This is a genomic window from Nocardioides sp. (assembly GCF_047602075.1).
Lineage (GTDB): Bacteria > Actinomycetota > Actinomycetes > Propionibacteriales > Nocardioidaceae > Nocardioides.
Window position 1 is genome coordinate 242,802 of record NZ_JASGIF010000002.1, and the last position, 25,737, is coordinate 268,538.

General features: G+C 69.8%; 24 protein-coding genes and 2 pseudogenes. 15 read left to right on the forward strand and 11 right to left on the reverse strand.

The genetic code is table 11. The annotated features are described in order from the left end of the window. Positions 1–107: 107 nt before the first annotated feature. Positions 108–848: a TetR/AcrR family transcriptional regulator gene (locus QM714_RS13900; protein ID WP_415101550.1), complete on the forward strand. Its 741-nt coding sequence runs from the start codon at positions 108–110 to the stop codon at positions 846–848. A gap of 81 nt (positions 849–929) precedes the next feature. On the opposite strand, the gene QM714_RS13905 is transcribed toward QM714_RS13900, so the two are convergent. Continuing rightward, complete coding sequence (locus QM714_RS13905; protein WP_415101552.1) at positions 930–1,052, reverse strand: hypothetical protein; 123 nt, start codon at positions 1,050–1,052, stop codon at positions 930–932. Positions 1,053–1,070: 18 nt separating this feature from the next. Here QM714_RS13905 and QM714_RS13910 point away from each other — a divergent pair, with 18 nt between their 5' ends. Next, positions 1,071–1,559, forward strand: a complete 489-nt coding sequence (locus tag QM714_RS13910) for a Dps family protein (protein ID WP_415101554.1) — start codon at positions 1,071–1,073, stop codon at positions 1,557–1,559. 62 nt (positions 1,560–1,621) lie between these two features. Then, positions 1,622–2,038, forward strand: coding sequence for a hypothetical protein (locus QM714_RS13915; RefSeq protein ID WP_415101556.1), 417 nt, complete (start codon positions 1,622–1,624; stop codon positions 2,036–2,038). A 55-nt stretch (positions 2,039–2,093) separates the two neighbouring features. Here the strand turns inward: QM714_RS13915 and QM714_RS13920 are convergent, their stop codons facing one another. Next, the gene (locus QM714_RS13920; protein ID WP_415101558.1) at positions 2,094–4,991 is read right to left on the reverse strand and encodes a helix-turn-helix transcriptional regulator; all 2,898 of its coding nucleotides are present in this window, start codon (positions 4,989–4,991) and stop codon (positions 2,094–2,096) included. Positions 4,992–5,123: 132 nt separating this feature from the next. Here QM714_RS13920 and QM714_RS13925 point away from each other — a divergent pair, with 132 nt between their 5' ends. The 4 genes and pseudogenes from QM714_RS13925 (at position 5,124) to QM714_RS13940 (ending at position 7,793) form a co-directional block, all read left to right on the forward strand. Continuing rightward, positions 5,124–5,996: a class I SAM-dependent methyltransferase gene (locus QM714_RS13925; protein WP_415101560.1), complete on the forward strand. Its 873-nt coding sequence runs from the start codon at positions 5,124–5,126 to the stop codon at positions 5,994–5,996. Between the two features lie 24 nt (positions 5,997–6,020). Continuing rightward, positions 6,021–6,965: pseudogene (locus QM714_RS13930) on the forward strand (aminotransferase class V-fold PLP-dependent enzyme); the annotation flags it as partial. Further along, the gene (locus QM714_RS13935) at positions 6,905–7,429 is read left to right on the forward strand and encodes an aminotransferase class V-fold PLP-dependent enzyme (protein WP_415103034.1); all 525 of its coding nucleotides are present in this window, start codon (positions 6,905–6,907) and stop codon (positions 7,427–7,429) included. The pseudogene QM714_RS13930 and the gene QM714_RS13935, both read left to right, overlap by 61 nt. Positions 7,430–7,531: 102 nt before the next feature. Beyond that, positions 7,532–7,793, forward strand: a pseudogene (locus QM714_RS13940) (DUF6457 domain-containing protein). Between the two features lie 21 nt (positions 7,794–7,814). Here QM714_RS13940 and QM714_RS13945 read toward each other — a convergent pair. Beyond that, positions 7,815–9,947 carry a DEAD/DEAH box helicase gene (locus tag QM714_RS13945; protein WP_415101562.1) on the reverse strand — a complete coding sequence of 711 codons (2,133 nt, stop codon included), beginning with the start codon at positions 9,945–9,947 and terminating at the stop codon, positions 7,815–7,817. 279 nt (positions 9,948–10,226) lie between these two features. After that, complete coding sequence (locus QM714_RS13950; RefSeq protein ID WP_415101564.1) at positions 10,227–11,645, reverse strand: aspartate aminotransferase family protein; 1,419 nt, start codon at positions 11,643–11,645, stop codon at positions 10,227–10,229. Between the two features lie 152 nt (positions 11,646–11,797). On the opposite strand from QM714_RS13950, the gene QM714_RS13955 reads away from it, so the two are divergent. The 4 genes from QM714_RS13955 to QM714_RS13970 are packed head-to-tail and all read left to right on the forward strand — an operon-like array spanning position 11,798 to position 14,950. Further along, positions 11,798–11,992 (forward strand): hypothetical protein, encoded by a 195-nt coding sequence (locus QM714_RS13955; RefSeq protein ID WP_415101566.1) that lies wholly within the window; start codon positions 11,798–11,800, stop codon positions 11,990–11,992. A 19-nt stretch (positions 11,993–12,011) separates the two neighbouring features. Beyond that, positions 12,012–12,686, forward strand: coding sequence for a DsbA family oxidoreductase (locus tag QM714_RS13960; RefSeq protein ID WP_415101568.1), 675 nt, complete (start codon positions 12,012–12,014; stop codon positions 12,684–12,686). A 39-nt stretch (positions 12,687–12,725) separates the two neighbouring features. Next, positions 12,726–13,520: a hypothetical protein gene (locus tag QM714_RS13965; RefSeq protein ID WP_415101570.1), complete on the forward strand. Its 795-nt coding sequence runs from the start codon at positions 12,726–12,728 to the stop codon at positions 13,518–13,520. Beyond that, on the forward strand, positions 13,517–14,950 hold the full coding sequence (locus QM714_RS13970) for a flavin monoamine oxidase family protein (protein ID WP_415101572.1): 1,434 nt from the start codon (positions 13,517–13,519) through the stop codon (positions 14,948–14,950). Before QM714_RS13965 ends, QM714_RS13970 begins: the two co-directional genes overlap by 4 nt. Positions 14,951–15,117: 167 nt before the next feature. On the opposite strand, the gene lgt is transcribed toward QM714_RS13970, so the two are convergent. The 6 genes from lgt to QM714_RS14000 all read right to left on the reverse strand — a co-directional run bounded on the left by lgt (position 15,118) and on the right by QM714_RS14000 (position 22,285). After that, a complete protein-coding gene (gene lgt, locus QM714_RS13975) occupies positions 15,118–16,017 on the reverse strand; it encodes a prolipoprotein diacylglyceryl transferase (RefSeq protein ID WP_415101574.1) in 900 nt (299 codons plus the stop codon). 127 nt (positions 16,018–16,144) lie between these two features. Next, positions 16,145–17,206 carry a sulfate/molybdate ABC transporter ATP-binding protein gene (locus QM714_RS13980; protein WP_415101576.1) on the reverse strand — a complete coding sequence of 354 codons (1,062 nt, stop codon included), beginning with the start codon at positions 17,204–17,206 and terminating at the stop codon, positions 16,145–16,147. A gap of 52 nt (positions 17,207–17,258) precedes the next feature. Continuing rightward, entirely contained in the window at positions 17,259–18,050 is a 792-nt protein-coding gene (locus QM714_RS13985; RefSeq protein WP_415101578.1) for an ABC transporter permease, read from the reverse strand. A 7-nt stretch (positions 18,051–18,057) separates the two neighbouring features. Further along, a complete protein-coding gene (gene modA, locus QM714_RS13990; RefSeq protein WP_415101580.1) occupies positions 18,058–18,822 on the reverse strand; it encodes a molybdate ABC transporter substrate-binding protein in 765 nt (254 codons plus the stop codon). 263 nt (positions 18,823–19,085) lie between these two features. After that, positions 19,086–21,575 (reverse strand): glycoside hydrolase family 65 protein, encoded by a 2,490-nt coding sequence (locus QM714_RS13995; protein WP_415101582.1) that lies wholly within the window; start codon positions 21,573–21,575, stop codon positions 19,086–19,088. After that, positions 21,572–22,285 (reverse strand): HAD family hydrolase, encoded by a 714-nt coding sequence (locus QM714_RS14000; protein WP_415101584.1) that lies wholly within the window; start codon positions 22,283–22,285, stop codon positions 21,572–21,574. The genes QM714_RS13995 and QM714_RS14000 overlap by 4 nt, the downstream gene beginning before the upstream one ends. A 63-nt stretch (positions 22,286–22,348) precedes the next feature. Between QM714_RS14000 and QM714_RS14005 the strand changes: the two genes are divergently transcribed. Then, positions 22,349–22,666, forward strand: a complete 318-nt coding sequence (locus QM714_RS14005; RefSeq protein ID WP_415101586.1) for a DUF1905 domain-containing protein — start codon at positions 22,349–22,351, stop codon at positions 22,664–22,666. Between the two features lie 57 nt (positions 22,667–22,723). After that, positions 22,724–23,125 carry a hypothetical protein gene (locus QM714_RS14010; RefSeq protein WP_415101587.1) on the forward strand — a complete coding sequence of 134 codons (402 nt, stop codon included), beginning with the start codon at positions 22,724–22,726 and terminating at the stop codon, positions 23,123–23,125. A 3-nt stretch (positions 23,126–23,128) separates the two neighbouring features. Here the strand turns inward: QM714_RS14010 and QM714_RS14015 are convergent, their stop codons facing one another. Continuing rightward, the gene (locus tag QM714_RS14015; RefSeq protein WP_415101589.1) at positions 23,129–24,889 is read right to left on the reverse strand and encodes a DEAD/DEAH box helicase; all 1,761 of its coding nucleotides are present in this window, start codon (positions 24,887–24,889) and stop codon (positions 23,129–23,131) included. Positions 24,890–24,975: 86 nt separating this feature from the next. Between QM714_RS14015 and QM714_RS14020 the strand changes: the two genes are divergently transcribed. After that, positions 24,976–25,221 (forward strand): AbrB/MazE/SpoVT family DNA-binding domain-containing protein, encoded by a 246-nt coding sequence (locus tag QM714_RS14020; protein ID WP_415101591.1) that lies wholly within the window; start codon positions 24,976–24,978, stop codon positions 25,219–25,221. Further along, positions 25,218–25,655, forward strand: coding sequence for a type II toxin-antitoxin system VapC family toxin (locus tag QM714_RS14025; protein ID WP_415101593.1), 438 nt, complete (start codon positions 25,218–25,220; stop codon positions 25,653–25,655). Before QM714_RS14020 ends, QM714_RS14025 begins: the two co-directional genes overlap by 4 nt. The last annotated feature ends 82 nt before the right edge of the window (positions 25,656–25,737 follow it).

The following is a 25,737-nucleotide window of genomic DNA, read 5'->3' on the forward strand; positions in this document are numbered from 1 at the left end:
TCCTCCAGACGCAATTAAAGTAGCGTACAATGGACGCAGTTACAAGGCCGAGAGTGTCGACGCGGTCGTGGCTCGTCCGGTGAGGGCGGCGAAGTCAGGGGTGGCGGATGGGCGGAACGACCGGGGTCGACCAGACAGCGGGAGCGGACGGGACTGGCTCGTCGAGCGGCGTCACCGCCGTGCTTTGGCCGGGAGAGCCGCGGCGCAAACGAGGACCCCGACCGAAGTTCTCCCTCGATGACGTGGTCGATGCCGCGATCGCCGTCGCCGATGCCGAGGGGCTGAGCGCCGTGACCATGCAACGCGTCGCGGACGAGCTCGGTGCGGCGAAGATGGCGCTCTATCGCTACGTGCCCGGCAAGACCGAGCTCACCGCGCTGATGCTGGATCGGGCCCTAGGTCTGCCACCGACCGATGCGTCCGGTCGGTGGCGCCGGCGGCTGCGAAGCTGGACGGTCACGATGCACGAGCGGATGTCGGCGCGGCCGTGGACGCTGGAGCTCACCGTCGGCCGGCGTACGCCGGGGCCGCACGAGCTGGCCTGGCTCGAGCAGGGAGTCGCCGCCCTGCGGAGCGCTCCACTCGACGGCGCCGAGCGCCTCGACACCTTGGCGCTGCTGGCCAACCACGTCCGAGGAAGCGTGGAGCAGGCGGCCGCGATCGACCAGCCCGAGACCTCGCTCGCCGAGTCCCTCGAACCGATCCTGACCGCGCATGCCGACCGGTTCCCGCACACGGTGGCAGCGTTCACCGAGGCAGCAGTGACCGGGCGGCGCGACGACGCCTTCGACTTCGGCCTAGAGCGGATCCTCGACGGCGTCGCTGCCCTGATCGCGCGCCGCGGCTAGGGGACCTCGCCAGTGGGACGCGGGCTGAACCGCTGAGCGCAGGCGCCCAACGCTGTCACCCAGAGTGATCTTGCCCACGTGTCAGGGTGTGAGGACGACCGAAGACGCCGTGCGCACGGCGCCGAGGGCGGTGAGGGCAGCCTTGGCTTCGTTGAAGATGATCCGTCGTCCAGGAATCCTGGGGCTTGAGAAGAAGATCTGCACCGCATGAGAGGAAGGCCCATGGCCACCACGACCCAGACCCCCCCGACGCTGTCCACGACTCCCGAGATCGCCGCCGGTGTCGCCCAGTTCCTGACCCCGGTCGTGATCGACCTGGAGGCACTGGTCGTGAATGGCAAGCAGGCCCACTGGCACGTGCGTGGGGGCAGCTTCGTCGGCGTCCACGAGTTGCTCGACGACGTGGTCGCCCACGCTCAGGAGTACGCCGACACCGCCGCTGAGCGCATTGTCGCGCTCGGCCTCCCGCTCGACTCCAGGATCGCCACGGTGGCGCAGAAGACCACGCTGCCGGCGCTGGCCGACGGATTCCAGCGTTGGGAGGACACCGTTGCCGAGGCGGTCGCGCAGATCGACGCCGCGCTGGTCACCGTCCGGGCGGCCGTCGCCGGGCTCGACGAGGTCGACCTGAGCAGCCAGGACGTCGCCATCGAGATCGAGCGTGGTCTGACCAAGGACCGTTGGCTGCTCCAGGCACACGTCGCCGTCTGAACCGAGGTTGGGCCGGAGGACTCCGGTTGGTGAGTGAGGTAAGCCTTACCTATACTCACCCCATGAGGCCCAGCCCCCGCCGCCGTACCGTCGAGCACATCTTGATTGCCGGCGAGACCGAGGATCTTGACGCGATCCAGCAGGTGCTGTGCCTGCTGCCTGCGCACACCTTCGGTCAGGTGTACGTCGAGACCGATGAGGGCGTGCAACTGCCTGCCCTCATCGCGCCGGCCCGGGTCACCATCACGCAGTTGCGTCGTCCAGCGTCGACCCGCCCAGAGCCGGCCGACCAGGAGCTCTCGGCCGCGCCGGTGACTCGGGGTGTGCTGCTCGCCCAGGCGATCACCGGATGGACTGCCGAGTGGATGCCCGACGAGCCCGACGCCGAGCGCGAGTTCACCATCTGGATCGGCGGGCGGGCCAGTGACCAGGTGAACGGTCTGTGCCGCCGGCTGGCCGCCGTCCCCGAGCGGCTCTAGACCGAGTTCCAGATGAGGGCGTCCTCCGGTGGCCCTGAGGGCCGATCACCAGGACCTAGAGGTCGGTGACGGCTCGGAGGTGGACGTCCGGCACGGGGTCGAGCGGAGCATCGAGCGGAGGCAGGTCGGCGCGCCCGGAGATGCCGAGCTTGCTGAAGACGTGGGTGAGGTGGGTCTCGACGGTGCGCCGGGTGACGTAGAGCCGTTGCGCGATCTCTCGATTGCCGTGGCCCTGCGCGGCCAGCACCGCGACCTGACGCTCGGCCGGGGTCAGCGACTCCAGTCCGGTGAGAGCAGTACGCCGAGGGCGAGCCCCGCAGGCGCGCAGTTCAACTCGGGCCCGCTCGGCCAGGAGCAGCATCCCGCCGCGCTCGGCGAGATCGAGCGCGGCCCGCAGCGGCTCTCGGGCGGCCGTCCTGTGGTTGGTCCGACGCAGTGCCGTGCCGAAGTCCACCAGGGCCCGGGTGCGCTCCAACAGCGCGGGGCTGTCGGCCATCAGGTCGACGGCGCGACTCAACAGATCGACCGCCTCCTCGCTGTCGCTGGTGCGGGCCAGCGCGCGCAGCCCGGCCGAGCGCAATGCGGGCAGGCCCGTCCAGTCGGCCAGGTCGAGATGCTCGCGCGCCAGGACACGTGCGGTGTCCACGTCACCGAGTGCAACCAACGCCTCGCTGTCATCGGCGCGCCAGGTGGCGACTCCTGGATGCACGATGTGGAGCCGCTGCCACCAGTCGGCAGCCAGGGCGAAGTCGGCGTGGGCTTCGGCGTATCGATGCTGAGCCAGGCGGAGGCGGCCACGCCTCTCCAGCAAGTAGGTGCTGCCCAGCGAGGCGGCAGGCGCGTCACCGAACTGGTGGCCGATGTCCAGTGCGGCCTCTGCCTCGTCGAGCGCGCCGAGCTCGGTGAGGGCCTCGACCAGTGGGAACAGCGACCACACCAGGGCGCCCGGAGGGCTGTTGCCCTGCTTGAACTCGAAGGACAGCGCGGCGTCGTCTCGGGCCTCGTGGACGCGGCCGAGCTGCACCAGCGCCAGCGCCCGCATGAAGCTCCCGTGCGCCAGGGCGATCAGCCAACCCTGGGGTCGAGCCAGGTCGACCAGCGCGTCGCACAGCCGTCGTGCCGTGTCGAGCTCACCGTTGGCGATCAAGATGAACTTCGTGGTGGTGCCCAGCAGCGACTGGGCGAGGCGTGGGGGCGTCACCTCCTCGATGGCGGGCTCGAGCAGATCGTGCACGAGCTGGGCGGCATCACCGCGGTTGAGGGTCTCCCACGCGGCGCCGATGCCCCACAATGCCGCCAAGGAAGCGGGCTCGGCGCGCTGGGCCGGCACCTCCGGCGAGGCCGGCCGCGCCCGGCTGCGCACCAGGTGCAGTGCCTCGTCCACCGTCTCGGCGGCCAGCATCATGTTGCACACCATCTCCAGCTCGAGGTAACCGCGGCGATCCTCCTCGTCTGGTGCTGACTCCGCGGAGGCGTCCTCGGCGAGAGCCGAGCGGGCCAGGCCGATGGCATCACTGAAGTCTCCGCCGAGGCCTAGAGCGCGGGTGCCCGCCAACGCGAGATCGAGTCGCTGGTTGGTGGTCTGGGCGTGCTGCACGGCGTCGTACAGGTGCTCCCGCGCGCCCGGGCGGACCTGAGCGGCGAGCGAGAGACCGAGCTCGCCGTGCAGGTCGGCGGTCAGCGTCGGATCGTTCGGTGGTTCGAGAAGCGCTCGACGCAGGAAGACTGCAGCGCTCTCGGGCGCCCCGCGCAGGTTCGCCCGGGCCGCCGCGGCATGGAGCGCGACCACCGTCTCCGGCTCGTCCGCGGGCTCCGCGTGCAGCAGGTGCAGACCGATCGCCTCGACGTCGCCCTCCTCCTCGGCCAGCTGGGTGGCGGCGCGGCGGTGGAGCAACGATCGTTCCCCGGGCTGGAGGCTGCGATACAGAGCGTTGGCGACCAACGGGTGAGCGAGTGTGTAGCCGTCGTCCGCGACCTCGAGCAGACCCCCGGCGATCAGGTGGTCGACCAGTCGATGTGCATCCACGACGTCGAGATCGGCCAGCGCGGCTGCCTGGCGCAGCAAGGCGCCTCGACCGAGGACAGCGAAGGCTCGAGCCAACGCGGTGGCCGGCTCCGGCAGTCGGGAGAGCTGCAACTCGACACTGCGAGCAACCCGCTCGGGACCGAAAGAGGTCAGCCGGGCGGCCACCTCCGCGCTCGCCGCGGCGCCTTCCGCCTCGACCTGGTCGAGGAGGGCGCCGAGCAGGAAGGGATTGCCGGCGCTGGCGGCGTGGCAGGCGGAGGCGAAGGCCGGGTCGGCGCCGGGCAGTCGCCCGACCACGATGGTGGCCACCGCCTCCGGACCGAGCGGCCGGGGTCGTAGGGGTGGCTCCGCTGCCGCGGCCAGCAGCTCGGCCAGAGCCGCTGGCTCGGTGGCCGGCTCGCCCGAACGGACCGCGCAGAGGATCCCCAGTCGGAGGTCGCCCAGCCGACGGCTGAGCTGAGCCAGCCAGCGCAGCGACGGCGCGTCGGCCCAGTGCACGTCGTCGACGATCAACAAGGTCGGGGCCAGTTCGGCCACTCCGTAGGCCAGCCAGGTCAAGCCGTACGACGCAGCGTGCGCGGCATCGCCCGACGGCGCGGGGGTCCCGGGATCGGGGTCGAGCACTCGCTTCGCGAGCGACGCCGCACCGACGGCGAGTCGGTCCCACTCGGGCCCGCTCGTCACGCGGCCGAACAACTGGCGGACTACACCCCAGCCGGACTGCTGTTCCAAAGGGCCGCCCCACGCCCGAAGCACCCGGAAGCCGGCGTCTTCGGCGATGTCCGCGGCGGCCCCGAGTAGGCTCGACTTGCCGACGCCGGCGGGTCCGTCGACGACGCTGACACAACCCGCCCCGGCAAGCATCTGGTGAAGGTGCCGCTCGAGGGTGGCCAGCTCGGTGTCGCGCTGCAACAGCCCACGGCGCATCCGACCAGTGTGTTCCCCTCGACCGTCGATGTCCACGCTGGCGCGGGCACAGCGAAACCTCGTGGTCCTCACCACGATGTCGGCGGCCCCGACCTCCGTCAGTCTCGACGGAGACCGACTTTGGAGGCGACGATGACCACTCTCGACACCACGACCCCTGGCTCGACACCGCTTGGTACGGCACCGGGTCAGCCGAGCGACTACTCGCTCGGCACCAGCACGAGCGAGTACGAGCGTCTGCGCTATCAGGCACAGATCTGGGAGTCCGCCACTGAACGGGCGCTCGACCGCATCGACGTGAAGCCAGGGTCCCGTTGCTTGGACGCCGGCTCGGGACCCGGAGTGACGATGCGGCAACTGGCCCAGCGAGTCGGGTCCCAGGGCCAGGTCGTCGGGGTCGACGTGGACGAGGTGCTCGGCAGGGTCAGCCTGGAGCGGCTCCATGCGGACGGCCACCGGCAGTGTGAGTTCTACGCGCATGATCTGCTCGACGACAAGCCGATCCCCGGTGCGCCGTACGACGTCGTCTACGCGCGGCTGGTGCTCTTCCACCTCCCCCGACGGGTCGAGGTGCTCGCTCGGCTGTGGGATGCCGTGGCGCCTGGCGGCCATCTCGTCGTGCACGACTACGACCTCACCGCCGCGGGGACGGCCCCGGCCCTGCCGAGTGTCGCTGCTGTCGGCGATCTGGTCTTGGACTCCTTCCGGGCCGCCGGATGCGAGGTGCGCGCTGGCGTGCTGCTGCCACGCTGGTTCGGCGAGGCCGGCGTCGGAGCGCCGGACGGGACCGATGTGGCCGGCCAGCTGGATCGGCTGGCCGATGCGGCGCGGATGTTCGAGCAGGTCTCTCGCAGCCTGCTCCCGGTGGCGATCGCACGCGGAGTGACCACCGAGTCCGCTGCGGAGGAGCTGCTCGGTCGGTTGCGCGATGCCGCCGCTGCCGATCCCGAGCGACCGACCCTGTGGCCACTGCTCTTGGCCTCCTGGAAGCGCAAGGACGCCTGACCGGCGGTGATCGGAGGATCTGTGATGTGGCCACTGCATCGTCGGAAGGCAGCGCACCGTAGGAGCGACGTCCTAGATGTCGACCGGGTCCGTGCCCACTTCGAGTTCCCGAGCTTGGGTCGAGTCGTCGCCAACAACGCGGCCAGCACCCAGCCGCCGCGCGAGCTGGTCGAACTGATGGACTTGCTCAGCCGCGACTACGAGAACGTCCATCGTGGTCAGTCGCCGGCGTCCCAACGGATGACGCTGCGCTTCGAGTCGGCGTACGACACCTTCGCGCAATGGCTCAATGCACCCAGTCGTCGCTCCATCGTGACCTATCGCAACACGACCGAGGCGATCAACGCGGTGATGTACTCCCTGCTCACGGAGTTTCGTGACGGCGACAACGTGGTCACCACCATGGTGGAGCACAACTCCAACTTCGTGCCGTGGCACGGCATGTGTCGCGAGATCCTGCCCCGCTTCGGGCGTCGCGTCGAGTGCCGGGTCGCCCGCTTCGACCACCGCTCAGGTGAGCTCGACCTGGACCATCTCGTCAGGCTGGTCGACCGGAGGACCAAGTTGGTCTGCGTCACGGGTGCCTCGAACTTCCTCGGCAGCAAGCCACCGCTGGCTCGGGTTCGCGCGATCGCGGATGCCAGTGGCTATCTGCGAGACGACGGTGGGACCGGCTCGCTGATGTTGGTCGACGCGGCGCAACTGGTGCCCAGTAGTCGAGTCGACGTCCGCGAGCTCGACGTGGACTATCTCGTGTTCTCCTGCCACAAGCTGCTCGCGCCCTTCGGCGTGGGTGTGCTCTACGGCAAGGAGGATCTGCTGGCCCGAGCGCGGCCGTTCCTCTATGGCGGGGACATGATCGCCGAGGGCCGGGTGGCCCCGGATCAGGTGGAGTACAACGACCTGCCGTGGAAGTACGCCGCCGGCACACCCAACATCCTCGGCGTGATCCTCTCCGCCCGGGCGCTGCGGTTGCTGGTGGATCTGACCGATGCGGATCCGAGCACGCGCTGGTTCGGCGGGACCGGGTCGCTGCCACAGGCGACGGTCACGGAGACGATGCGACGAGTCGGTGGCCACGTCGCCGACGTCACCGAGCTGGCATTGCGCGAGCTGAGTCTGTCGACGGCCTTGCGATCTACGGCCCGCCCGCAGGTGCACCGCGCTCGCCGCTGGCTGCGTTCAACATCGATGGCGTCGATCCGTTCCAGTTGGCCAGACAGCTGGGCCGTGAGGGGATCGAGGCACGGGCGGGATGCCACTGCGCGACGCTCGCCCATCGAGACCTCGGCCTGGAACCGCCGGCCAGCTGCAGACTCAGCTTCGCCGTCTACTCCAGTCACGACGACGTGCTCCGCGCGGTGGAGGGGGTGCGCGGGGTCGCTCAGCGGCTACGCAGACGTCACGGATCGGGGTTTGTCAACGTCGGCTGAGCGGACTATCTGAGAGGCTACTGGTGTGTACGACGCGCCTGCTGTGTCGTACACACCAGTAGCCGAGTGCCGGCGACCGCTGGACCGTCAGGAGGAGGCAGCATGCCGGACGACCCCGAGAAGATGGCCCGGATGCGGGCCTGGCTGACTGCGGCTGCGGCCGAGATCGTCGTCGACCCCGCCGCGGTGCTCGATGCCGAGGGCGCCGCTGTTGGCGATGATCTCCGACGTCGCCCACGGCCCGTCGCGACCCGGGGCGCCGCTCACCGCCTTCCTGGTCGGTGTCGCCGTCGGCCGAGGAGCCGACGCCGAGGAACTCGCCGCGCGGCTGGCCGACCTGGCGTTGGACTACCCGTCCGACTGACTCGCCTCGTTCCGTTCGACCCTAGATCGGCGCCGCGTCCTCGGTGAGCGCTTGCGTGAGCAGGGACACCAGAGCCTCGACCTGGATGTCGGCGGAGGCGGTGATCTCCTCGGTGGAGCCGTCCAGGGCGCGGGCGGCGAGGCCGGCCTTGCTGTCGATCAGCTCGGCGATCCGGGCGTCGATGGTCTGCGCGGCGATGATCCGCCAGGCGGTGACCGGCTCACGCTGGCCGATCCGGTGCACCCGGTCGATGGCCTGGGTCTGCTCGGCGTTGGTCCAGGAAAGCTCGGCAAGCACCACGTTGGAAGAAACCTGGAGGTTGATGCCGACGCCCGCGGCGGTGAGCGAGCAGACGATCAGCGGCACATCCGGATCGTTCACGAAACTGTCGATCGCCTGCTGACGGGCGGTCTTGGTCTGGTCGCCGCGGATCGAGGTGGACCGCAGGCCACGCTTGGCGAAGAGCTCCTCGGCGGTGTCCATCACGTCGAGGTGCTTGGCGAAGAACACGACCTTGCCGGCGCTCCGCGCCAGTTGGGCAGCGTAGTCCGCAGCGAGCTCGGCCTTGGCCTGACCGATCCGACGCACCATCGCGAAGACGTTGTCCTCGGTGCTCGACTCCGAGCTCTCGGCCACCTCGCGCTCGGCGACGCGGCGCACCAGCTCGTGGTCGATGCCGTCCACGACCACGCCTGTGGAGCGGCGATGCTCCAGGGCGGCCTGGTAGCGACCCACCAGCCGTTGGGCGAGCCGCAGCTCCGCCTCGTGGATCGACCGCCCCACGGCACCCTCGAGCTCGACCGGCAGGTCGGCGATGCGACGGGCAGGGATGTCAGCGGCGACGTCGACCTTGCGACGCCGCACGATGCCCATGTCCACCACGGCCTGACGGGCGGCGGGGTAGAAGGCGTGGTCAGCCGGAGTCAGGTCAGTCGCCTCGAGCCTGGCCATCAAGGCGTCACCCGGCTGGCGCTCCCCGATCCAGCCGAGGAACTGCCAGATGGTGCGGAAGTCCTCGATGTCGTTGATCAGCGGGGTGCCCGTGAGCGCCATCAGGAGTGGCCGTGTCATGCGGCGGCGTACCCGCTGGGAGATCTCCAAGACATGCTGGGAGCGCTGCGACTTCTTGTTCTTGATGTAGTGCGCTTCGTCGACGACCATCCCACGGAACCCGTGCTTGCCGATCCAGTCGACGTGACGGTCGAGGATTTCGTAGTTGACCACCATGATGTCGGCGAAGCCGTCGACAGTCTCGCCGTCGCCATGCACCACGCTGACCGTCCGCTGCGGGGTCCACATCTCGACCTCACGGGCCCAGTTGGTCTTCACCACGTTGGGGACGACCGCCAGGAGGGGATAGGCGTTGGCCACCTGGGCGGCCAGCAGCGCCTGTGCGGTCTTGCCGAGACCGGGCTCGTCGGCGAGCAGGAAGCTCCGGTGGCCGGCGGAGACGGAGGCGACCAGGCGGGCCTGGTGCGGCATCAGGTCGACGCCCTTCGGGAGCAGCAGGTTGCCGGGCTCGGGGAGCTCCATACAGGTCGACGCACCCGGGGTGGAGACCTCGAAGGAGTTGAGCAGTGGGCCGATCAGATCCCAGCCGACCAGATGGCCCTGGGGTCGGGGAGCCACCTGGCTGAAGTCGGGGACCAGGAACGGGTTGGCCAACTGAGCCGCCGCCACTGACGGCGGGATGACGCGACGATCGACGCGCCCTTCGGTCACCTCGACGGGCTCGGTCACCTCGGCCTCGGGCAGTTCGAGGCCGGCGGCGAGCTGCATCTCGCGCTTCATCCGCTGAGTGGACTCGCCGATCTCGGCGTCCTCACCGAGGAGGGAGAACAAGGAGGGGTGATTGGCCGCGGTCTGGGCCAAGATCGTGGCGATCCCGTCGAGACGCTTGAGCTGGATGTCGCGCTGTGCATCCGTGAGCGTCTTGTCGGTGCGGACGCTGGCTCGCTCCTCCCTGGCCAACAGGGCGACTGCCTGATAGCGGCCACGCTGGGCCAACGTCAGGGGGCCACGCTTGACGGCGTTCTCGATCTCTCGGACCGCCTTCGCGAGCACCGGGATGATGCCCTCGTTGTCATAGCCGCGGGCGCGCGCACGCTGGCTCGGCCGGCGGTCTCCCGACCGCTGCCTCTCTCGTGTCGCCAAACGAGCAGTCCTTCCACTGCGTCTCGTCGTGCGACGAGACGTGCTCTTCGCGTCACCCACCGGCACGACCGCGTAGCCGGATCGTTCCTCTCGGAGCGCCCCTGGGGAACCGCTCCGACGGTCCGGTCCGACGCACCGAGCAACGCTCGGACCTGCGCACCACCGTGTGCTGTGACACTCGACCGCGGTGCTCGGATCTGGGACGTGGTCACCGGTCTACTGCCGCGGGCTACCCCAGTCTAGGAGGTCGACGGGCATTCGTGGGCATCCGCGTGGAAATCAGTCCCGCAGCGCTCGGGCCAGCTCGGCGAAGTCGCTGACCAGCAGGTCCATGTCGTCGGTGGTGTGGGCGAGGGAGACCAGCCACTGCTCGTCGAGACCGGGCGGGGTGAGGATGTTGCGGTTGACGCCCCACAGCCAGGACAGCTCGGCCAGGCCGAAGTCGACCGCCTTGTAGTCGCGGTAGTTGCGCACCGGCGTGGGTGACCAGGTGACGCAGCCCTTGGCGCCGAGGCCGACGGTATGGGCGGGCAGCTCGTAGGTCGCGATCACCTCGTCCAGTGCGCTGAGCGCCTTCTCGTTGAGCGCCTCCACCCCGGCCAGCGCCTCGCGGGTGCAGATCTCGTCGACCGCCTTGGCCGCCGCCATCACCAGCGGGTTGCCGTTGTAGGTGCCGAAGTGGGCCATCCGCCCGTCGACGACGACCTCCATCACCTCGCGCTTACCACCGAAGGCCGCGAGCGGTAGGCCGCCGCCGATGCTCTTGGCCAGCGTGATCAGGTCGGGTTGTACGCCGAGGCGTTGCGCGGCGCCGGCATAGCCAGCGGTGAGGCCGGTCTTCACCTCGTCGAAGAGGAGGACGACGCCGTGCCGGTCGCAGGCCTCGCGGACCGCAGCCAGGTAGCCCTCGTCGGGCACCACGATGGAGAGGTTCTCCACCACCGGCTCGATGACCAGGACCGCGATCTCCGAACCGCGCTCGCAGAGCACCCGCTCGAGCATCTCCAGGTCGTTGTAGGCGACCACGTAGACATCGCCGGCCTCGACGTCGAACGGCACCTCGGGGATGGGGTTGTCGGCGGGACCGATGTCCTCCAGCGCGGGTTTGACGGAGACCTGGAGGGCGTCGTACCCACCGTGGTAGCCGCCCTCGATCTTGAGCACCGCCTTGCGGCCGGTGTAGGCGCGGGCCGCCCGGACGGCGTACATCAGCGACTCGGTGCCGGAGTTGGTGAAGCGGAGCATGCCGAGGCCGAAGCGCTCCTGGTAGCGCTCGCTCATCTCGGTCGCCTGCGGCGACGGGGTGACGAAGAGCGTGCCGGTCTCGTTCAGCGCGCGGGTGACGTGGTCGACGACCACCGGGTTGAGGTGGCCGACGAGCATGGCGCCGAAGCCCATCGACAGGTCTAGCAGCCGGCGGCCGTCGACGTCGGTGAGCCAGGCGCCACGGGCCGACTCGATCGAGATCGGGTAGGGATCCCAGTGCTGGAAGGAGGAGGTCACGCCCAACGGAAGCGACTCGCTGGCCCGGGTGTTGTGCTCGCCGGAGCCGGACGTGTCCGCGGTGAAGCGCTCCCACTCCGCCGCGAGCAGCTTCTGCACCCGGTCGGGGTCGACCGGAGTCGAGCTCGCGGGGACATGGCGCCAGGTCGCGGGGTCGTTCGGTGGCCAGGTCGTGGCTGCTCCAGTCTCGGACATGCTTCCCTCCTGCGCCTGCTCGGCAAGGTCCGCTGAACAGGATTTCGTTGTGACAACCGGCGGTAGACCCATCATTCCGCATCCGAGGCGGTCCGTGAACCACGTGATCCGAATCAGTAGCGTAGTGCGCCTTCGAGGAGGAGGACGCCCCGGTGGTCTACGGGCTGACCCGCAACGTGGACAGCTACAACCTGGCCCGGATCGCCACCTATGAATGGACCGACATCGCCGCCGACGTCGCTTCCGCGCGGACCTGGCGGGACCGCTGGTCCTTCCTGTTGCGACGGCCGGGCTGGGCCTACGCCCGGCGGGCGGAGCTCGACGCCGAGCCAGGAATAGTGGCCTGACCGAGAAGGTTGCCACCACGTGCGCATCGACATCTGGGCCGACGTGGTCTGCCCCTGGTGCTACATCGGCAAGCGACGTCTCGAGGGGGCCTTGGCCGACTTCGACCAGGCCCACCCCGACGCCGAGGTGGAGACCGTCTGGCACTCCTTCGAGCTTGATCCGTCAGCACCGAGGAAGCCGACCGAGTCGGTGGTCGAGATGCTCGGTCGGAAGTACGGCGGCGGGGACGATGCGGGTCGGCAGATGGTGGCGCAGGTCGAGGCGGTAGCCGCCGAGGAGGGCCTGGTGTTCCGCCACGCGGAGTCCCGGCACGTGAACACCTTCGACGCCCACCGACTGCTCCAGCTCGCGCTGGCCGAGGGTGGCCCGGAGGTTCAGGGGCGGCTCGAGGAGCGGCTGCTGGCGACGTACTTCGTCGAGACCGGGAACCTCGCCGACCACGAGGTGCTCGCCCGGCTCGGCACCGAGGTCGGGCTGGACCCCGAGCGGGTGGCGGCGGTGCTGGCCGGGAAGGACTACTCCGACGCCGTGGAGGCCGACATCGACCGGGCGCGTCAGTACGGCGCCAACGGGGTGCCGTTCTTCGTCATCGACGCGAAGTACGGCGTCTCCGGGGCGCAGTCGCGCGAGGTGTTCGGCCAGGTGCTGGAGCGCGCTTGGGCGGATCGCCCAGTCGGTGACTCTGCCGAGTGACTCTCCTGCCCGTGATCCAAGCCTGCCTATGATCCAGCGATGACCACCTGGACCCGCGAGGCCGTCTTGGCCGCGTCGGATGCCTGGCGCTGGGTGCCGGGCGGAGCCGAGACGCTCGTGGTTGACGGGGTCGACGTCATCGACTACCCCGCCTGGGCGCTGATGGGCTTCTACGCGCGTCCGCAGGTGGTCGCCGACCCGGGGCGGACCGTCGCGGCTGTGGTCAAGGTGGCGCGTGAGCGTGGCCGCGCGAAGGTGCAGTGGTGGGTCTCGCCATCCACCCGACCGGTGGACTTCGCCGACTTCCTGATCGCCCAGGGCGCCACCCTCGACGTGGAGACCGAGGTCTACGCGCTGGATCTGACCGACGGCATCCCCGACCACGGACCGACCGAGGGTCTGGTGGCTCGCCTGGTCCAGGACGAGGCGACGCTCGACGACGCCGAGCACGTCACGGCGGCCGTGTGGGGTGGTGAGCCGTCGTCCGGCGCGCGCCGTGCCCAGAAGCTGGCAGCGCTGGCGCGACCGGCGGCGGAGCAGGACGGCTTCCAGGTCGTGGTCTACGACGCCGCGGGTGCGCCGCTGGCCACCGGCGGCTGTCAGATCGTCGACCGAGTGGCTCGACTGTGGAGCGCCTGTACCCTCCCGGAGGCGCGTGGTCGAGGTGCCTACCGACTGGTCCTCGAGCGTCGGCTCGAGGTCGCCGTCGAGCACGGCGCCACCCTGGCGCTGGTCCACGCCAGCGTCGGAACCTCCGGACCGATCGTCCGTCGGATCGGCTTCACGCCCTACGGCACCGGCCGGATCCTCGCGCAGCCGACCGGGATGGAGTGAGGCGATGGGCTGGGCCGGACCGGTCGCCGGACGCCGTACCGTCCTCACCGGCGCCGCGGCGGGCGGCCTGGTGCTCGGCAGGCTCGACTGTAGGCAGCGAGGCGCTCCCGTCGGCGCACCTGGCGGGTCGGACCAGGTCCGGCGTCGTCGTCATCGGGGCGGGCATGGCCGGCATCGCTGCGGCTCGCGGGATCCAGCGCGCCGGCCACCGGGTGCGGGTGCTGGAGGTGCGCGACCGGGTCGGTGGACGGATCCACTCCTGGCGTGGGTGGCCGGACACGACTCTCGACCTCGGCGCGTCGTGGATCCACGGCTATGCCGCCGGTAACCCGGTCACTCCGCTTGCCCGTCGCGCCGACGCGCGGCTGGTGCCGACGTCGTACTCCTCGTGGCGGCTGCACATCGACGCCCGGCTCGAAGCCGCCGGATTGACCCGGTCGCAGGAGGGTCGGTGGGCGGCGGTGGTCAGACGTGCCGAGCGTGCCGCACGCCGTGGCCCGCACGACGTCAGCCTGGCCCAAGCCGTCCGCCGCGAGGTCAGAGATCTCGACCTGAGCAAGGTCGAGCGGGCGGACCTGGCGTTCTATCTCAACGCCAACTACACCACCGAGTGGGGTGCTGATCCGGACGAGCTGTCGGCGCGGACCGTCGACCAGGGGTTGGAGTACGGCGAGACGGGGGAGGACGCGATCCTCCCCGACGGCTACGACCAGGTGACCGACTTCATGGCTCGTCGGCTGTCGGTGCACACCGGCGTGCGGGTCCGACGGATCGTGCTCCGCCCTGGTGGGGTGGACGTGCACACCAACGCCGGCACTCTGCGCGCTCGCGCGGCCGTGGTCACCGTGCCACTGGGCGTGCTCGAGGCGGAGGGCATCGACTTCCGGCCAGTGCTGCCGCACCGTGTCGCGGCGGCGATCGACCGCCTCGAGATGGGCGTGCTGAGCAAGACCTTCCTACGCTTCCCCGAGCCGTTCTGGCCCGTGCGGATCGACTGGCAGGAGTATCTCGGACCGCGGCACGGGGCCTGGGCCGAATGGTTCAGCCTCGCCAAGTCCGGACCACCGGTGCTGCTCTGCTTCCACGGTGGTGACCGGGCTCGGTCGTTGGAGGCCGCCGACCCGGCCGACGTGCGGGCCGAGGCGATGCGAGTGCTGCGCCGCATGTTCGGCTCCGACATCCCCGACCCGGTTGCCGTCCGCAGCACCCGGTGGTCGCTGGATCCGCACGCCCACGGCTCCTACTCCATCAACGCAGTGGGCTCGACCCGGGTCGATCGGGTGGCGTTGACGCGGCCGATCGAGGGCCGCGTCTTCCTGGCCGGTGAGGCGACCGAGCCCGACTACAGCGGCACCGTCCACGGTGCCCTGCTCTCCGGTCGCCGTGCCGCCCGCCAGGTCGTCGCCGCGCTCGGTCCTCGGTCGGCTTAGGCGTGGATCCAGACAGTTGCTCCTGGCTGGTCTGGGGCTGGCTGGTCTGGGGCTGGCTGGCAGGGTGATCCTCGGTGATGGGCAGTCCGAGGGCGGTGTCGCGCGGGCTGCCCGGTCGGTCGGGAGGAGGCGACCGACGCCGTCGAGGTCTCCCGCCCTCCGCGCGCCTACGACCTGGACCCGGTTCGGTGCTCGCCGCCATCGCCAGCGTTGTTGCTGCTGCCGCCGCCGACGACGACGTCGTCGCCGTCGGCCCGCGGCAGCGCCGGACGACGCCGGGCCCGGACGATCAAGAAGACGCCGATGGCGATCAGCGGAAGCGTCAACCACTGCCCCATGTGCAGGCCGGTCCGCGCGGCGAACGCCGCCAGCTGAGCATCGGGCTCGCGGAAGAACTCCACGATGAACCTGGCCACCCCGATGCCGACCGCGAAGACGCCGGCGAGCAGGCCCGGTCGCCACCGCGCCTGGGTTCGCCAGAAGAACAGGAGCATCACGACGATCAACGCCGCGCCCTCGAGCGCGGCCTCGTAGAGCTGGCTCGGGTGCCGCGGCTGATCGCCGGCGCCAGGGAACACCATGGCCCACGGCACGGTGCTGGGCTTCCCCCACAGCTCCCCGTTGATGAAGTTTGCGATCCGACCCAGCATCATCCCGAACGGGACGTTGACCGCGACGTAGTCCAACACCCGCAGCATGCTGAGCCGTTGCCGTCGGACGAAGACCGCGAGCGCGACCAGCACACCGATCAGACCGCCGTGGAAGCTCATCCCGCCCTGCCAGACCTTCACCAGATCGACGGAGGTCCACAGTGATGCTTCGTAGAACGTCGCGTAGCCCAGCCGGCCGCCGAGGATGATGCCGAGGATGCACCAGAAGACCAGATCCCCGGCCTGCTCCTCGGTCATCGGGCTCCCCGGGCTGCGCACCATCCTGGTCAGGTGCCAGAACCCGATCAGGACGCCGAGGACATAGGCCAGGGCGTAGTAGTGGATCAGCAGCGGGCCGATATGGAACCCTGGCTGGAGGCCGAGGTCGGCCCAGTGCAACACGTCGGAGAGCAGCACGACTCCATGGTGGTGGCTCGGCTGGCTTCGACGCAATCGACGAGACCAGCTCACGAAGGGCAGGTGCGGCGGGTAGGCGGGTGGGTGGCCGCAAGCGCGGCCTCGAGTGACCCGAGTGGTGACCGGGCTACACGGGGTAGATGTCGACCTCGTTGGCCTTGACCACGAAACTGACCCGTTGCCCGGGGGCCAGGCCGAGCTGGGCGACCGCGGCCGGTGTGACGTCGGCGTTCAGTTGACCGGTGCGCACGCGAATCCGGTCGCCTTGGGGCTCCAACTCGGTGATCACGACATCGAAGACGTCCTGCGGGCTGCCCCCCGGGGGCTGCTCGAAGATGCTGACCGCGCTGGGTCGGAAGACCGCGATCGCCTCCGTTGAGCTGGTCTGGTCGAGGGTGGCATCCACCCGGCCGCTGACCAGCACCCCGTCGTCGGTGCGCAGGCCACCCTCGACCAGGTTGCCGCGGATCATGTTCAGTCCGGCGATCCGGGCGGCAAACGCACTCTTGGGCCGAGACAGCACCTGACCGGTCGGCCCGTCTTCGGTGACGCGGCCATCGTCGAGGACGACCACCCGGTCGGCCAGCAGGAGTGCGTCCAGCACGTCGTGGGTGACCAGCACGGCGGTGCGGCCGGCGAGTACGCGGCCGAGCATCTGCCGCAGAGCTGGCGCGACGGCGACGTCGAGCGCCGCCATCGGCTCGTCCAAGAGCAGCAGGCTCGGTTCGGCGGCCAGCGCCCGGGCGACCGCGATCCGCTGTGCCTGGCCGCCGGAGAGTTGGGCGGGTTTGCGGTCGGCGAACTCGCGGGCATCGACCTCGTCCAGCCAGCGCAGCCCGCTGTTGCGCGAGTCCTGCTTCGACTGGCCCGTGCTGCGGGGACCGAAGGCGACGTTGTCCAGTGCGGTCAGGTGGGGGAACAGCAGCGGCTCCTGGGCGAGCAGGGCGACTCTGCGAGCGTGCGGCGGCGTCCACGCTCGCTCGCTTCCGGGGCCGCTGAGGTCGAACAGGGCCTGGCCGTCGAGGATGGCGTGGCCACGATCGGGCCGGAGTAGGCCGGAGATCACCGACAGGGCGGTGGACTTCCCGGCTCCGTTGGGGCCGATCAGGGCGACGACCTGTCCGGTCGGGACGGATAGGTCGAGGTCGAACTCACGCTCGGTGACCCGAGCCGACAACTCGAGGCTCATCGGACTCTCACGCGGCGGCGCCCAAGGGTGCCAAGCGGTGGTGAAGGGCGGGTCATCCGAGACCGCGCCCGCCCCGGGCCAGCCCGATCACGAGGACGGCGACCAGCACCAGGAGCAGGGAGAGTGCGACCGCCGCGTCCGGGTCGGTCTCTCGTTGCAGGTAGATCTCCAACGGCAGGGTGCGAGTCACTCCCTGCAGGCTACCGGCGAAGGTGATGGTGGCGCCGAACTCGCCGAGCGACCGGGCGAAGGACAAGATCGCACCGGACACCAGGCCGGGAAGGACCAACGGCAAGGTCACCCGACGGAACACCGTCGTGGGACGGGCGCCGAGGGTCGCCGCGACGACCTCGTAGCGGTGACCCGCCGTGCGCATCGCACCCTCCAGGCTCAACACCAAGAAGGGCAGGGCGACGAAGGTCTGCGCCATCACCACGGCGGTCGTCGAGAAGGCGATCTGGATGCCGAGCACGTCCAGGGTGCTTCCGAGCAGGCCGCGCCGCCCGAAGGTGTAGAGGAGCGCGATGCCGCCCACGACCGGAGGGAGGACCAGCGGCAGCAGGATCAGGGACCGCAGTGCCTGCTCGCCTCGGAACTCGGTGCGGGCGAGCACCAGCGCCATCGGGACCCCGAAGACAAGGCACAACGCGGTGCTGGCCGTGGACGTCTTCAGGCTCAGCCACAGCGCGGCGAGCGCGGAGTCGGAGGTGACCAGGCCGACGAAGTTCGACCAGTCGACCCTGACCAGCAGTGCCACCAGGGGCAGCATGATGAACACGGCGCCTGCCACGGCAGGCAGGAATGCCCACCGTGGCAGGTCGACCTGCGCTGAGCTGGCGGCCATGGCCGGTCTACGGTGCGCCGAAGCCGGCGTCGGAGAGGACGCTCTGACCCTGCTCGCCGGTGACCAGCTTGACGAAGTCGGCAGCCAGGTCGGGCTCCTTGCTGTCGGCGAGCGCTGCGATCGGGTAGACGTTGACCACCTGGTCGGACTCGGGGAACTCCACGCCGTGCACCGCGTCACCGGCGGCGGTGACATCGGTGACGTAGACGAGGCCGGCGTCCGCATCTCCGCTGGTGACCTTGCCCAGCACGTCGGTCACCGACTGTTCTTCGCTGACTGGCTCGAGCTTGACGCCGGCCAGGTCGGTGACCTTGACGGTGGCGGCACCACAGGGGACCTCGGGCGCGCAGACCACGACGCTGACGCCGGGCTTGGCGAGGTCCTGGAGGGATGTCACGTCGGCCGGGTTATCCGGCGGCGTCGCGATCTCGAGGACGTTGGTCGCGAAGTCCACGGGGTCGCCCTCGACTAGGCCGTCACCAGTGGCCTTGTCCATGTTGGCGGTGTCGGCGGAGGCGAAGACGTCGGCTGGCGCACCCTGCTGGATCTGGGCGACCAGGTCGGAGGAGCCGGCGAAGTCGAAGACCACCTTGACTCCGTCGTGGTCGGCCTCGAACTGCTCGCCGAGCTCGGTGAAGGTGCTGGTCAGTGAGGCGGCGGCGAAGACGGTGAGCGTCGTCGCGCCGTCACCTCCCGAGCTGTCGTCGGATCCGCAGGCCACCAGGGTGCTGGCTAGCGCGAGTGCAGCAGCGGCACTGAATAGGCGTCTCATGAGACTCCTCCTTGGGGGGTTTCCACGATCACCGTGGTCGACTTGACGACCGCGACAGCAACGGAGCCGAGCTCCAGCTCCAACTCTGCGGAAGTCTGAAGGGGGCGAGAATGCGGCTCGTCGTGAGGCCGGATCCGGTGGTCAGGTCGACGCCGGTGCCGCGGCTGAGGACGACTGCGGTGTCGCCGGACCGGCGTACCTCCTCGACCACCGGCCTGCTGATCCAGCCGGTGCCTCCGGCCACCGCGATCCGCATCGGTGCCTCAGTCCCCGCGGGGCACAGTCGCGGAGATGACGGTGCCGTCGGCGCGGACGGTGCCGGCGGGGTTGGGCGGACGACCCTCGAGGCGGGGCCCCTGGTCGGCGAGCTGCACCGTGACGGGCGAGTCGGGGGTGAGCACGACCGGCTCGCCGCGGACGGAGAAGGTGAGCGGCCCGGCGCCCGCCTCGATCTCGAAGCTCACCTCGGTGCGCCGCACGGTGACCCGCATCCGGGTGCCGCGCAGGGTGAGCCGGTAGACCAGCGAGTCCAGCTCGTCGGGCAGTCTCGGGTCGAAGGTCCACTGGCCGGCACCGAGGTCACGGAAGCCGCCGAACCCGAACGCCAGCGCGCTCCACACGCCGCCGATCGAGGCGACGTGGACGCCGTCGCTGGTGTTGGCGTGCCGGTTGGCCAGGTCGACGTACGCCGCCTCGAGGAAGTAGCTCCAGGCGAGCTCGTGGTAGCCGACCTCGGCAGCGATGATCGACTGCGCCACCGCTGACAGCGTCGAATCACCGGTCGTGATCGGGTCGTAGTAGGAGAAGTCGGCGAGCTTCTCGTCGTAGCTGAACTCCTCCCCTTGCAAGAAGAGCGCGAGCACGACATCGGCCTGCTTGAGCACCTGGAAGCGGTAGATCACCAACGGGTGGTGGTGCAGGAGCAGCGGCCGGACCTCGACTGGGGTGTTCTCCAGGTCCCACATCTCGCGGTCCAGGAAACGGGAGTCTTGGGGGTGGATGCCGACCTTGGCGTCGAACGGGATGCTCATCTCGGCAGCGGCCTCGCGCCACTCGAGGATCTCCTCCTCGCGCAGTCCGGTGCGGCGGACCAGCTGGTCGTAGGCGTCCGGATCGACGGCGCGCACCTCGGCCACGGCATCGGCGGCTCGGCGCAGATTGAAGCGCGCGAGCACGTTGGTGTACATGTTGTCGTTGACCACGGTGGTGTACTCGTCCGGCCCGGTGACGCCGTGGATGTGGAAGCTGGCGTCGCCGTTCTCCCGGCGCCAGAAGCCCAAGTCGGCCCAGAGCCGGGCCGTCTCGACCAGGATGTCGATGCCCTCGCGACAGAGGAAGTCGACGTCGTCGGTCGCGCCGACGTATTGACTCAGGCCGTAGGCCACGTCGGCGTCGATGTGATATTGCGCGGTACCTGCCGCGTAGTAGGCCGACGCTTCGTGCCCGTTGATCGTGCGCCAGGGGAACAGGGCGCCACGCTGGCACAGCTCCCGGGCCCGGCGGCGCGCAGCGGGGAGGAGCGAGTAGCGGAAGCGCAGGGCGTTGCGGGCGGCGTACGGCGAGGTGTAGGTCAAGAACGGCAGCACGTAGACCTCGGTGTCCCAGAAGTAGTGGCCGCCATAGCCCGATCCCGTCACTCCCTTGGCGGGGATGCCCTGGGCCTCGGCTCGGGCGGAGGCCTGGGCGAGCGAGAACAGGTTCCACCGGGTCGCCTGCTGCAACGACGGCCGATCGGGCAGCTCGACGTCCGACCGCTGCCAGTAGGCGTCCAGCCAGGCTCGCTGGTCGTCGAACTGCCGCTGCAGCCCCTCCTCGGCGGCCCGATCCAGCGTGCGCTCGCAGCGGTCGATCAGCTCGCGCGGCGGGACGTGCTGCGCGGTGTGGAAGGAAGCGGTCTTGACGAGAGTGACGGTCTGGCCGGCCTCGAGTTGGAGGCGGTAGATCATCTTCCCTTCGTCCTCGGCGATGTGGGCCTGGGTGCGAATGTCGACCGGCGCACTGATCTCGTGGTCTACCACGACACCCAGCGTCATCCCGCTCTCGGCACAGCGGTAGCCGAGCCTGATCCGGCCATGGTCCTCATCGATGCTGGAGACGGCCGGGATCAGCACCCGCCGCCCGATCTTCTCCGCCTTGCGTGGGTCGGCGATGGTGCCGCCCGGCGTCTCGATGGCAGGGTGCTCGAGCTCACGGTCCTGCCTGTTGAGCAGTTGCGAGGAGATCTGCACCGGCCCGCGGCCATCGAGGGGGGTGACCTCGAAGGTCATCACCGCCAAGTGCTTCTGGGTGAAGGAGACCATCCGGCGGCTGACCACGCGGATCCGACGTCCGCTGGGGGTGCGCCAGCACAGTTGCCGGGTGAGCACACCGGTGCGGAAGTCGAGGGTGCGGTCGTACTCCAACAAGTCGGCGCTGGACAGCTCCAACGGCTCGTCGTCCACATAGAGCCGGATCACCTTCGGGTCGGGCACGTTGACGATGCTCTGGCCCACCCGCGCCAGACCGTAGGCCTCCTCGGCATGCAGGATCGGCCACGTCTCGTGGAAGCCGTTGATGAAGGTGCCGTCGGAGAAAGCGTCTCGGCTCTCCTCGTAGTTGCCGCGCAGCCCGAGGTAGCCGTTGCCCACCGCGAACAGCGACTCGGTGACGCCGAGGTCCTCGGCGTCGAAGCGGGTCTCGGTGAGCGCCCAGTCGTCGACCGGGAAACGGCTGCGATCCATCGGGTCGCCGGTGACGGCCGCGAACGCGGTCATAGCAGCTCCTCCAGGTCATGAACGACGACGTCGGCGCCCGCGTCGACCAGATTCTCCGCACCGACGCCCCGGTCCACGCCGATCACCAGTCCGAAGCCTCCCGCGGCCCCGGCGCTGACCCCGCTGAGAGCATCCTCGAGCACGACCGCGTGGGCGGGCTCGACGCCCAGATCCTGGGCGGCGGCCACGAAGGTGTCCGGCGCCGGCTTGCCGGCCAGCCCCCGCTCGGCGGCGGCGCCACCGTGCATCACCTCGGCGAAGTACTGCTCCAGATCTGCGGCCGCCAACACGGCGGGCGCGTTCTTGGAGGAGGAGACGATCGCCATCGGCATGCCCTGTGCGTGCAGCTGTCGGACCAGCCGCAGCGAGCCGGGGTAGGCCGTCACGCCCTCGTCGCGCAGCACCTCGTTGAACGCCTCGTTCTTCCGGTTGCCCAACCCGCACACGGTCAGGGCGGTCGGCGGGTCACTCGGGTCGCCGGTCGGCAGGTCGATGCCGCGCGACTCCAGGAACGACGCGACGCCGTCGTAGCGCGGCTTGCCGTCGATGTAGTCGAAGTAGTCGCGCTCGGTGTACGGCGCCTGCTCGGGGTCGTAGTCTCGCAGGAACTTGCTGAACATCACCGCCCACGCCCGCATGTGCACCTCGGCTGTCGGGGTGACCACCCCGTCGAGGTCGAAGAGAACAGCGGCGTAGGGCTCCCAGTTCACGTGGTGAGGATAGGCCGGTTCGGTGTCGGCTGGGTGTCCTGCTCACCGTACTACCGTGACCGGATGGACTTCGCGTTCGCCGGCCCCCTCGTCGAGTGGCGTGGCCCGGCGCCGTACCACTTCGTGGGCCTCCCCGAAGATCTGGCCGCCGACGTGGCCGAGTTGGCCGCCGAAGTGACCTACGGCTGGGGGATGATCCCGGTCCGGGTCCAGGTCGGTGGGACCGAGTGGGAGACGTCGCTGTGGCCCAAGGACGGGGGCTATCTGCTTCCGGTCAAGGGCAAGGTCCGCGACGCCGAGTCGCTCCGTCTCGGCGACCGCGTCGATGTCGGGCTCACCGTCGCGACCCGCGACGGTCGCCTCGTCCACCGCGACGCCTAGAGTGGGCGCGATGGACACCGACGACTACTGCGAGTTGTGTGATCTCCCGCTTTCCCAATGTGTCCACGGCCTGCCGCCGGCCCCGAAGCAGGCTCCCAAGGCGGAGAAGCCGAAGCCGAGACGGCGTCCGTCGACTTCGGCTCGCCCCACTACCGCCGTCAGGTCCACGACTCCGGCCAGATCCGTCGCCCGTCGTTGGACACCGCCGGAGGTCTTCAAGCCGCTCATCGTGAGCGTGCTGACCGAAGCCGGGGGGAGCTGGAGGCCGAGGAAGCCTTCTTGGAGCTGGAGATCCTGACCGAGGACCGGCTGCTGCCCGGGGACCACGAGATGACACCCGAGGGTGAGCTCCGCTGGCGCTCCGCCGCCCGCCGGGCCCGGATCGAGCTGATCGACGAAGGACTGATGAGCAAGCCCGCGCCGGGCATCTGGCAGCTGGCGAAGCCGCCGTCGCGCTGAGGCTCAGCCGTGATCTCGGGGCCCGCGGGAGCGGCCCTTCTTGTCACCCTTGCTCTTGCTGGTGCCCTTGCCGTGCTTCTTGCCGTCCGAGCCGCGATCGTCGCGGCGCGGGCCGGTGTCGGGTCGCAGCTCGACGAGCTTGCCCGAGATGCGGGTGTCCCGCAGCCGGTCCCACACCTCCTGCGGCAGCCGGGCCGGCAGCTCGACCAGGGAGTGGTCGACCCGGATGGAGATGTGGCCGAAGTCCTCGCGGCGCAGGCCGCCTTCGTTGGCGAGTGCGCCGACGATCTGGCGCGGCTCGACCTTGTGCCGCCGGCCGACGGCGATGCGGTAGGTCGCCGAGGGGCCGCCAGCCGATCGGTCGCGCCGACCGCCGCCCCTCTCCCCGCCGGCCGGGGAGCGGCGAGCCGGACGCGGCTCCGGGTCGGGCTCGAGCAGCAGCGGGGTGTCGCCCTGCATGGCGATGGCCAGGGCCGCGGCCACGTCGACCTCCGGGACGTCGTACTCCTGGACGTAGTGGGTGACCACGTCGCGGAAGAAGTCGACGTCGCGTGACCCGAGGGCCGCGGTGATCTGGTCGTCGAAGCGAGCCAGTCGGGTGGTGTTGACGGCGTCCACGGACGGCATCGACATCTCGGTGAGCGGCTGGCGGGTGGCCTTCTCGATGTGCTTGAGCAGGTAGCGCTCGCGCGGGGTGACGAAGGAGATGGCCGCACCGCTGCGACCGGCTCGCCCGGTGCGGCCGATCCGGTGGACGTAGGACTCGGTGTCGGTCGGGATGTCGTAGTTGACGACGTGACTGATCCGGTCGACGTCGAGGCCGCGCGCGGCGACGTCGGTGGCGACCAGGATGTCGAGCTTGCCGGAGCGGAGCCGGTTGACCGTCCGCTCCCGCTGCTGCTGGGCCATGTCACCGTTGATCGCCTCGGCGCCGAACCCGCGGGCGCGCAACTTCTCGGCGAGCGTCTCGGTCTCGTTCTTGGTGCGGACGAAGACGATCATGCCCTCGAAGTTCTCGACCTCGAGGATCCGGGTCAGCGCGTCGACCTTCTGCGGATAGGCGACGATCAGATAGCGCTGAGAGACGTTGGCCGCCGTGGTCGTGCGCCCCTTGACGGTGATCTCGACCGGATCGTGCAGATAGCGCGCGGCCAACTTGCGGATCGCGGCCGGCATGGTGGCGGAGAAGAGCGCCACCTGCTTGGTGTCCGGCGTGCTGGCCAGGATCGTCTCGACGTCGTCGGCGAAGCCCATCTTGAGCATCTCGTCGGCCTCGTCGAGCACACAGAAGCGCAGCTCGGAGAGGTCGAGGGTGCCGCGTTCGAGGTGGTCCATGATCCGACCGGGCGTGCCGACGACCACGTGCACTCCGCGACGCAGCGCGGAGAGTTGGATGCCGTAGCCCTGGCCGCCGTAGACGGGCAGCAGGCGTACGCCGCGCAGGTGGGCGGCGTACCTCTCGAACGCCTCGCAGACCTGGACAGCGAGCTCGCGGGTGGGCGCGAGCACCAGCGCTTGAGGTGTCTTCTGGTGCAGGTCGAGCTGCTCGAGGATCGGCAGCGCGAAGGCGGCCGTCTTGCCGGTGCCGGTCTGCGCCAGCCCCACCACGTCGCTGCCGGCGAGCAGGTGCGGGATGGTCTGGGCCTGGATGGTGCTGGGGGTCTCGTAGCCGACCTCGCGCAGCGCCTTGAGCATCGGCGCCCCGAGTCCGAGGTCGGCGAAGGTCAGGTCAGGCTGGTCCGCGCTCTCGCTGCGCTCGTCCACTCCACAACCGTAGAGCACAGCCCGCCCTTGTGCCGAAGTGTCGATCGGGCGGCGACCTCTGGCAGCATTGATGGTATTTTTCTACCATGATCACCACCATCGACGGAGCTGGTCGGATCGTCGTGCCCAAGGCGATCCGTGACGAGATGAAGTTGACTGCGGGCCGGCTGGTCGACGTCGCCTACGTCGACGGTCGGATCGAGATCGAGCTGGCGCCGGCCCGAGTGGACGCCGACCTGAGCGAGCCGCTGCCGCGCCTGCGAGCAGCCGAGCCACTACCGCCGCTCAGCGACGACGAGATCAGGGCGACGGTCGAGGCCACCCGCAGGTGAGCATTCGCGGTGGTGACCATGCCGAGGATGTTCCGTGGGCATGCGACACCAGCGTCCTCGTCCCTGCGCTGCTGTCCTGGCATGCCGACCACGATGCCTGCCGGGAGGAGATCGCCGCCCACGTGACGGCCGTGCCCGCGCATGTCCTGATGGAGTGCTACTCCGTGCTGACCCGACTGCCTGCGCCGCATCGACTCGACGCCGCGGTGGCCGGCGTCGCGGTTGGTGGTCTCGGGCTGCGCGTCCTCACCCTGTCGGCGCCACGCTGGCCCCGGCTCATCTCGCAGTTGGCGCAACATCGGGTCGTCGGCGGCGCGGTGTACGACGGACTGGTCGCCGCCACTGCCGCGCACCACGGCTTCGCGCTACTCACCCGCGACCAACGCGCTCGGACGACCTACGGCGTCGTCGGTGCGACCTATCGGCTGATGTAGAGACCGGCGCTCACAGCAGGCTCACAGACAGGCCACACCGTGGGCAGAGCGCGGACTGACTGACTGGGATCTCACCACCGAT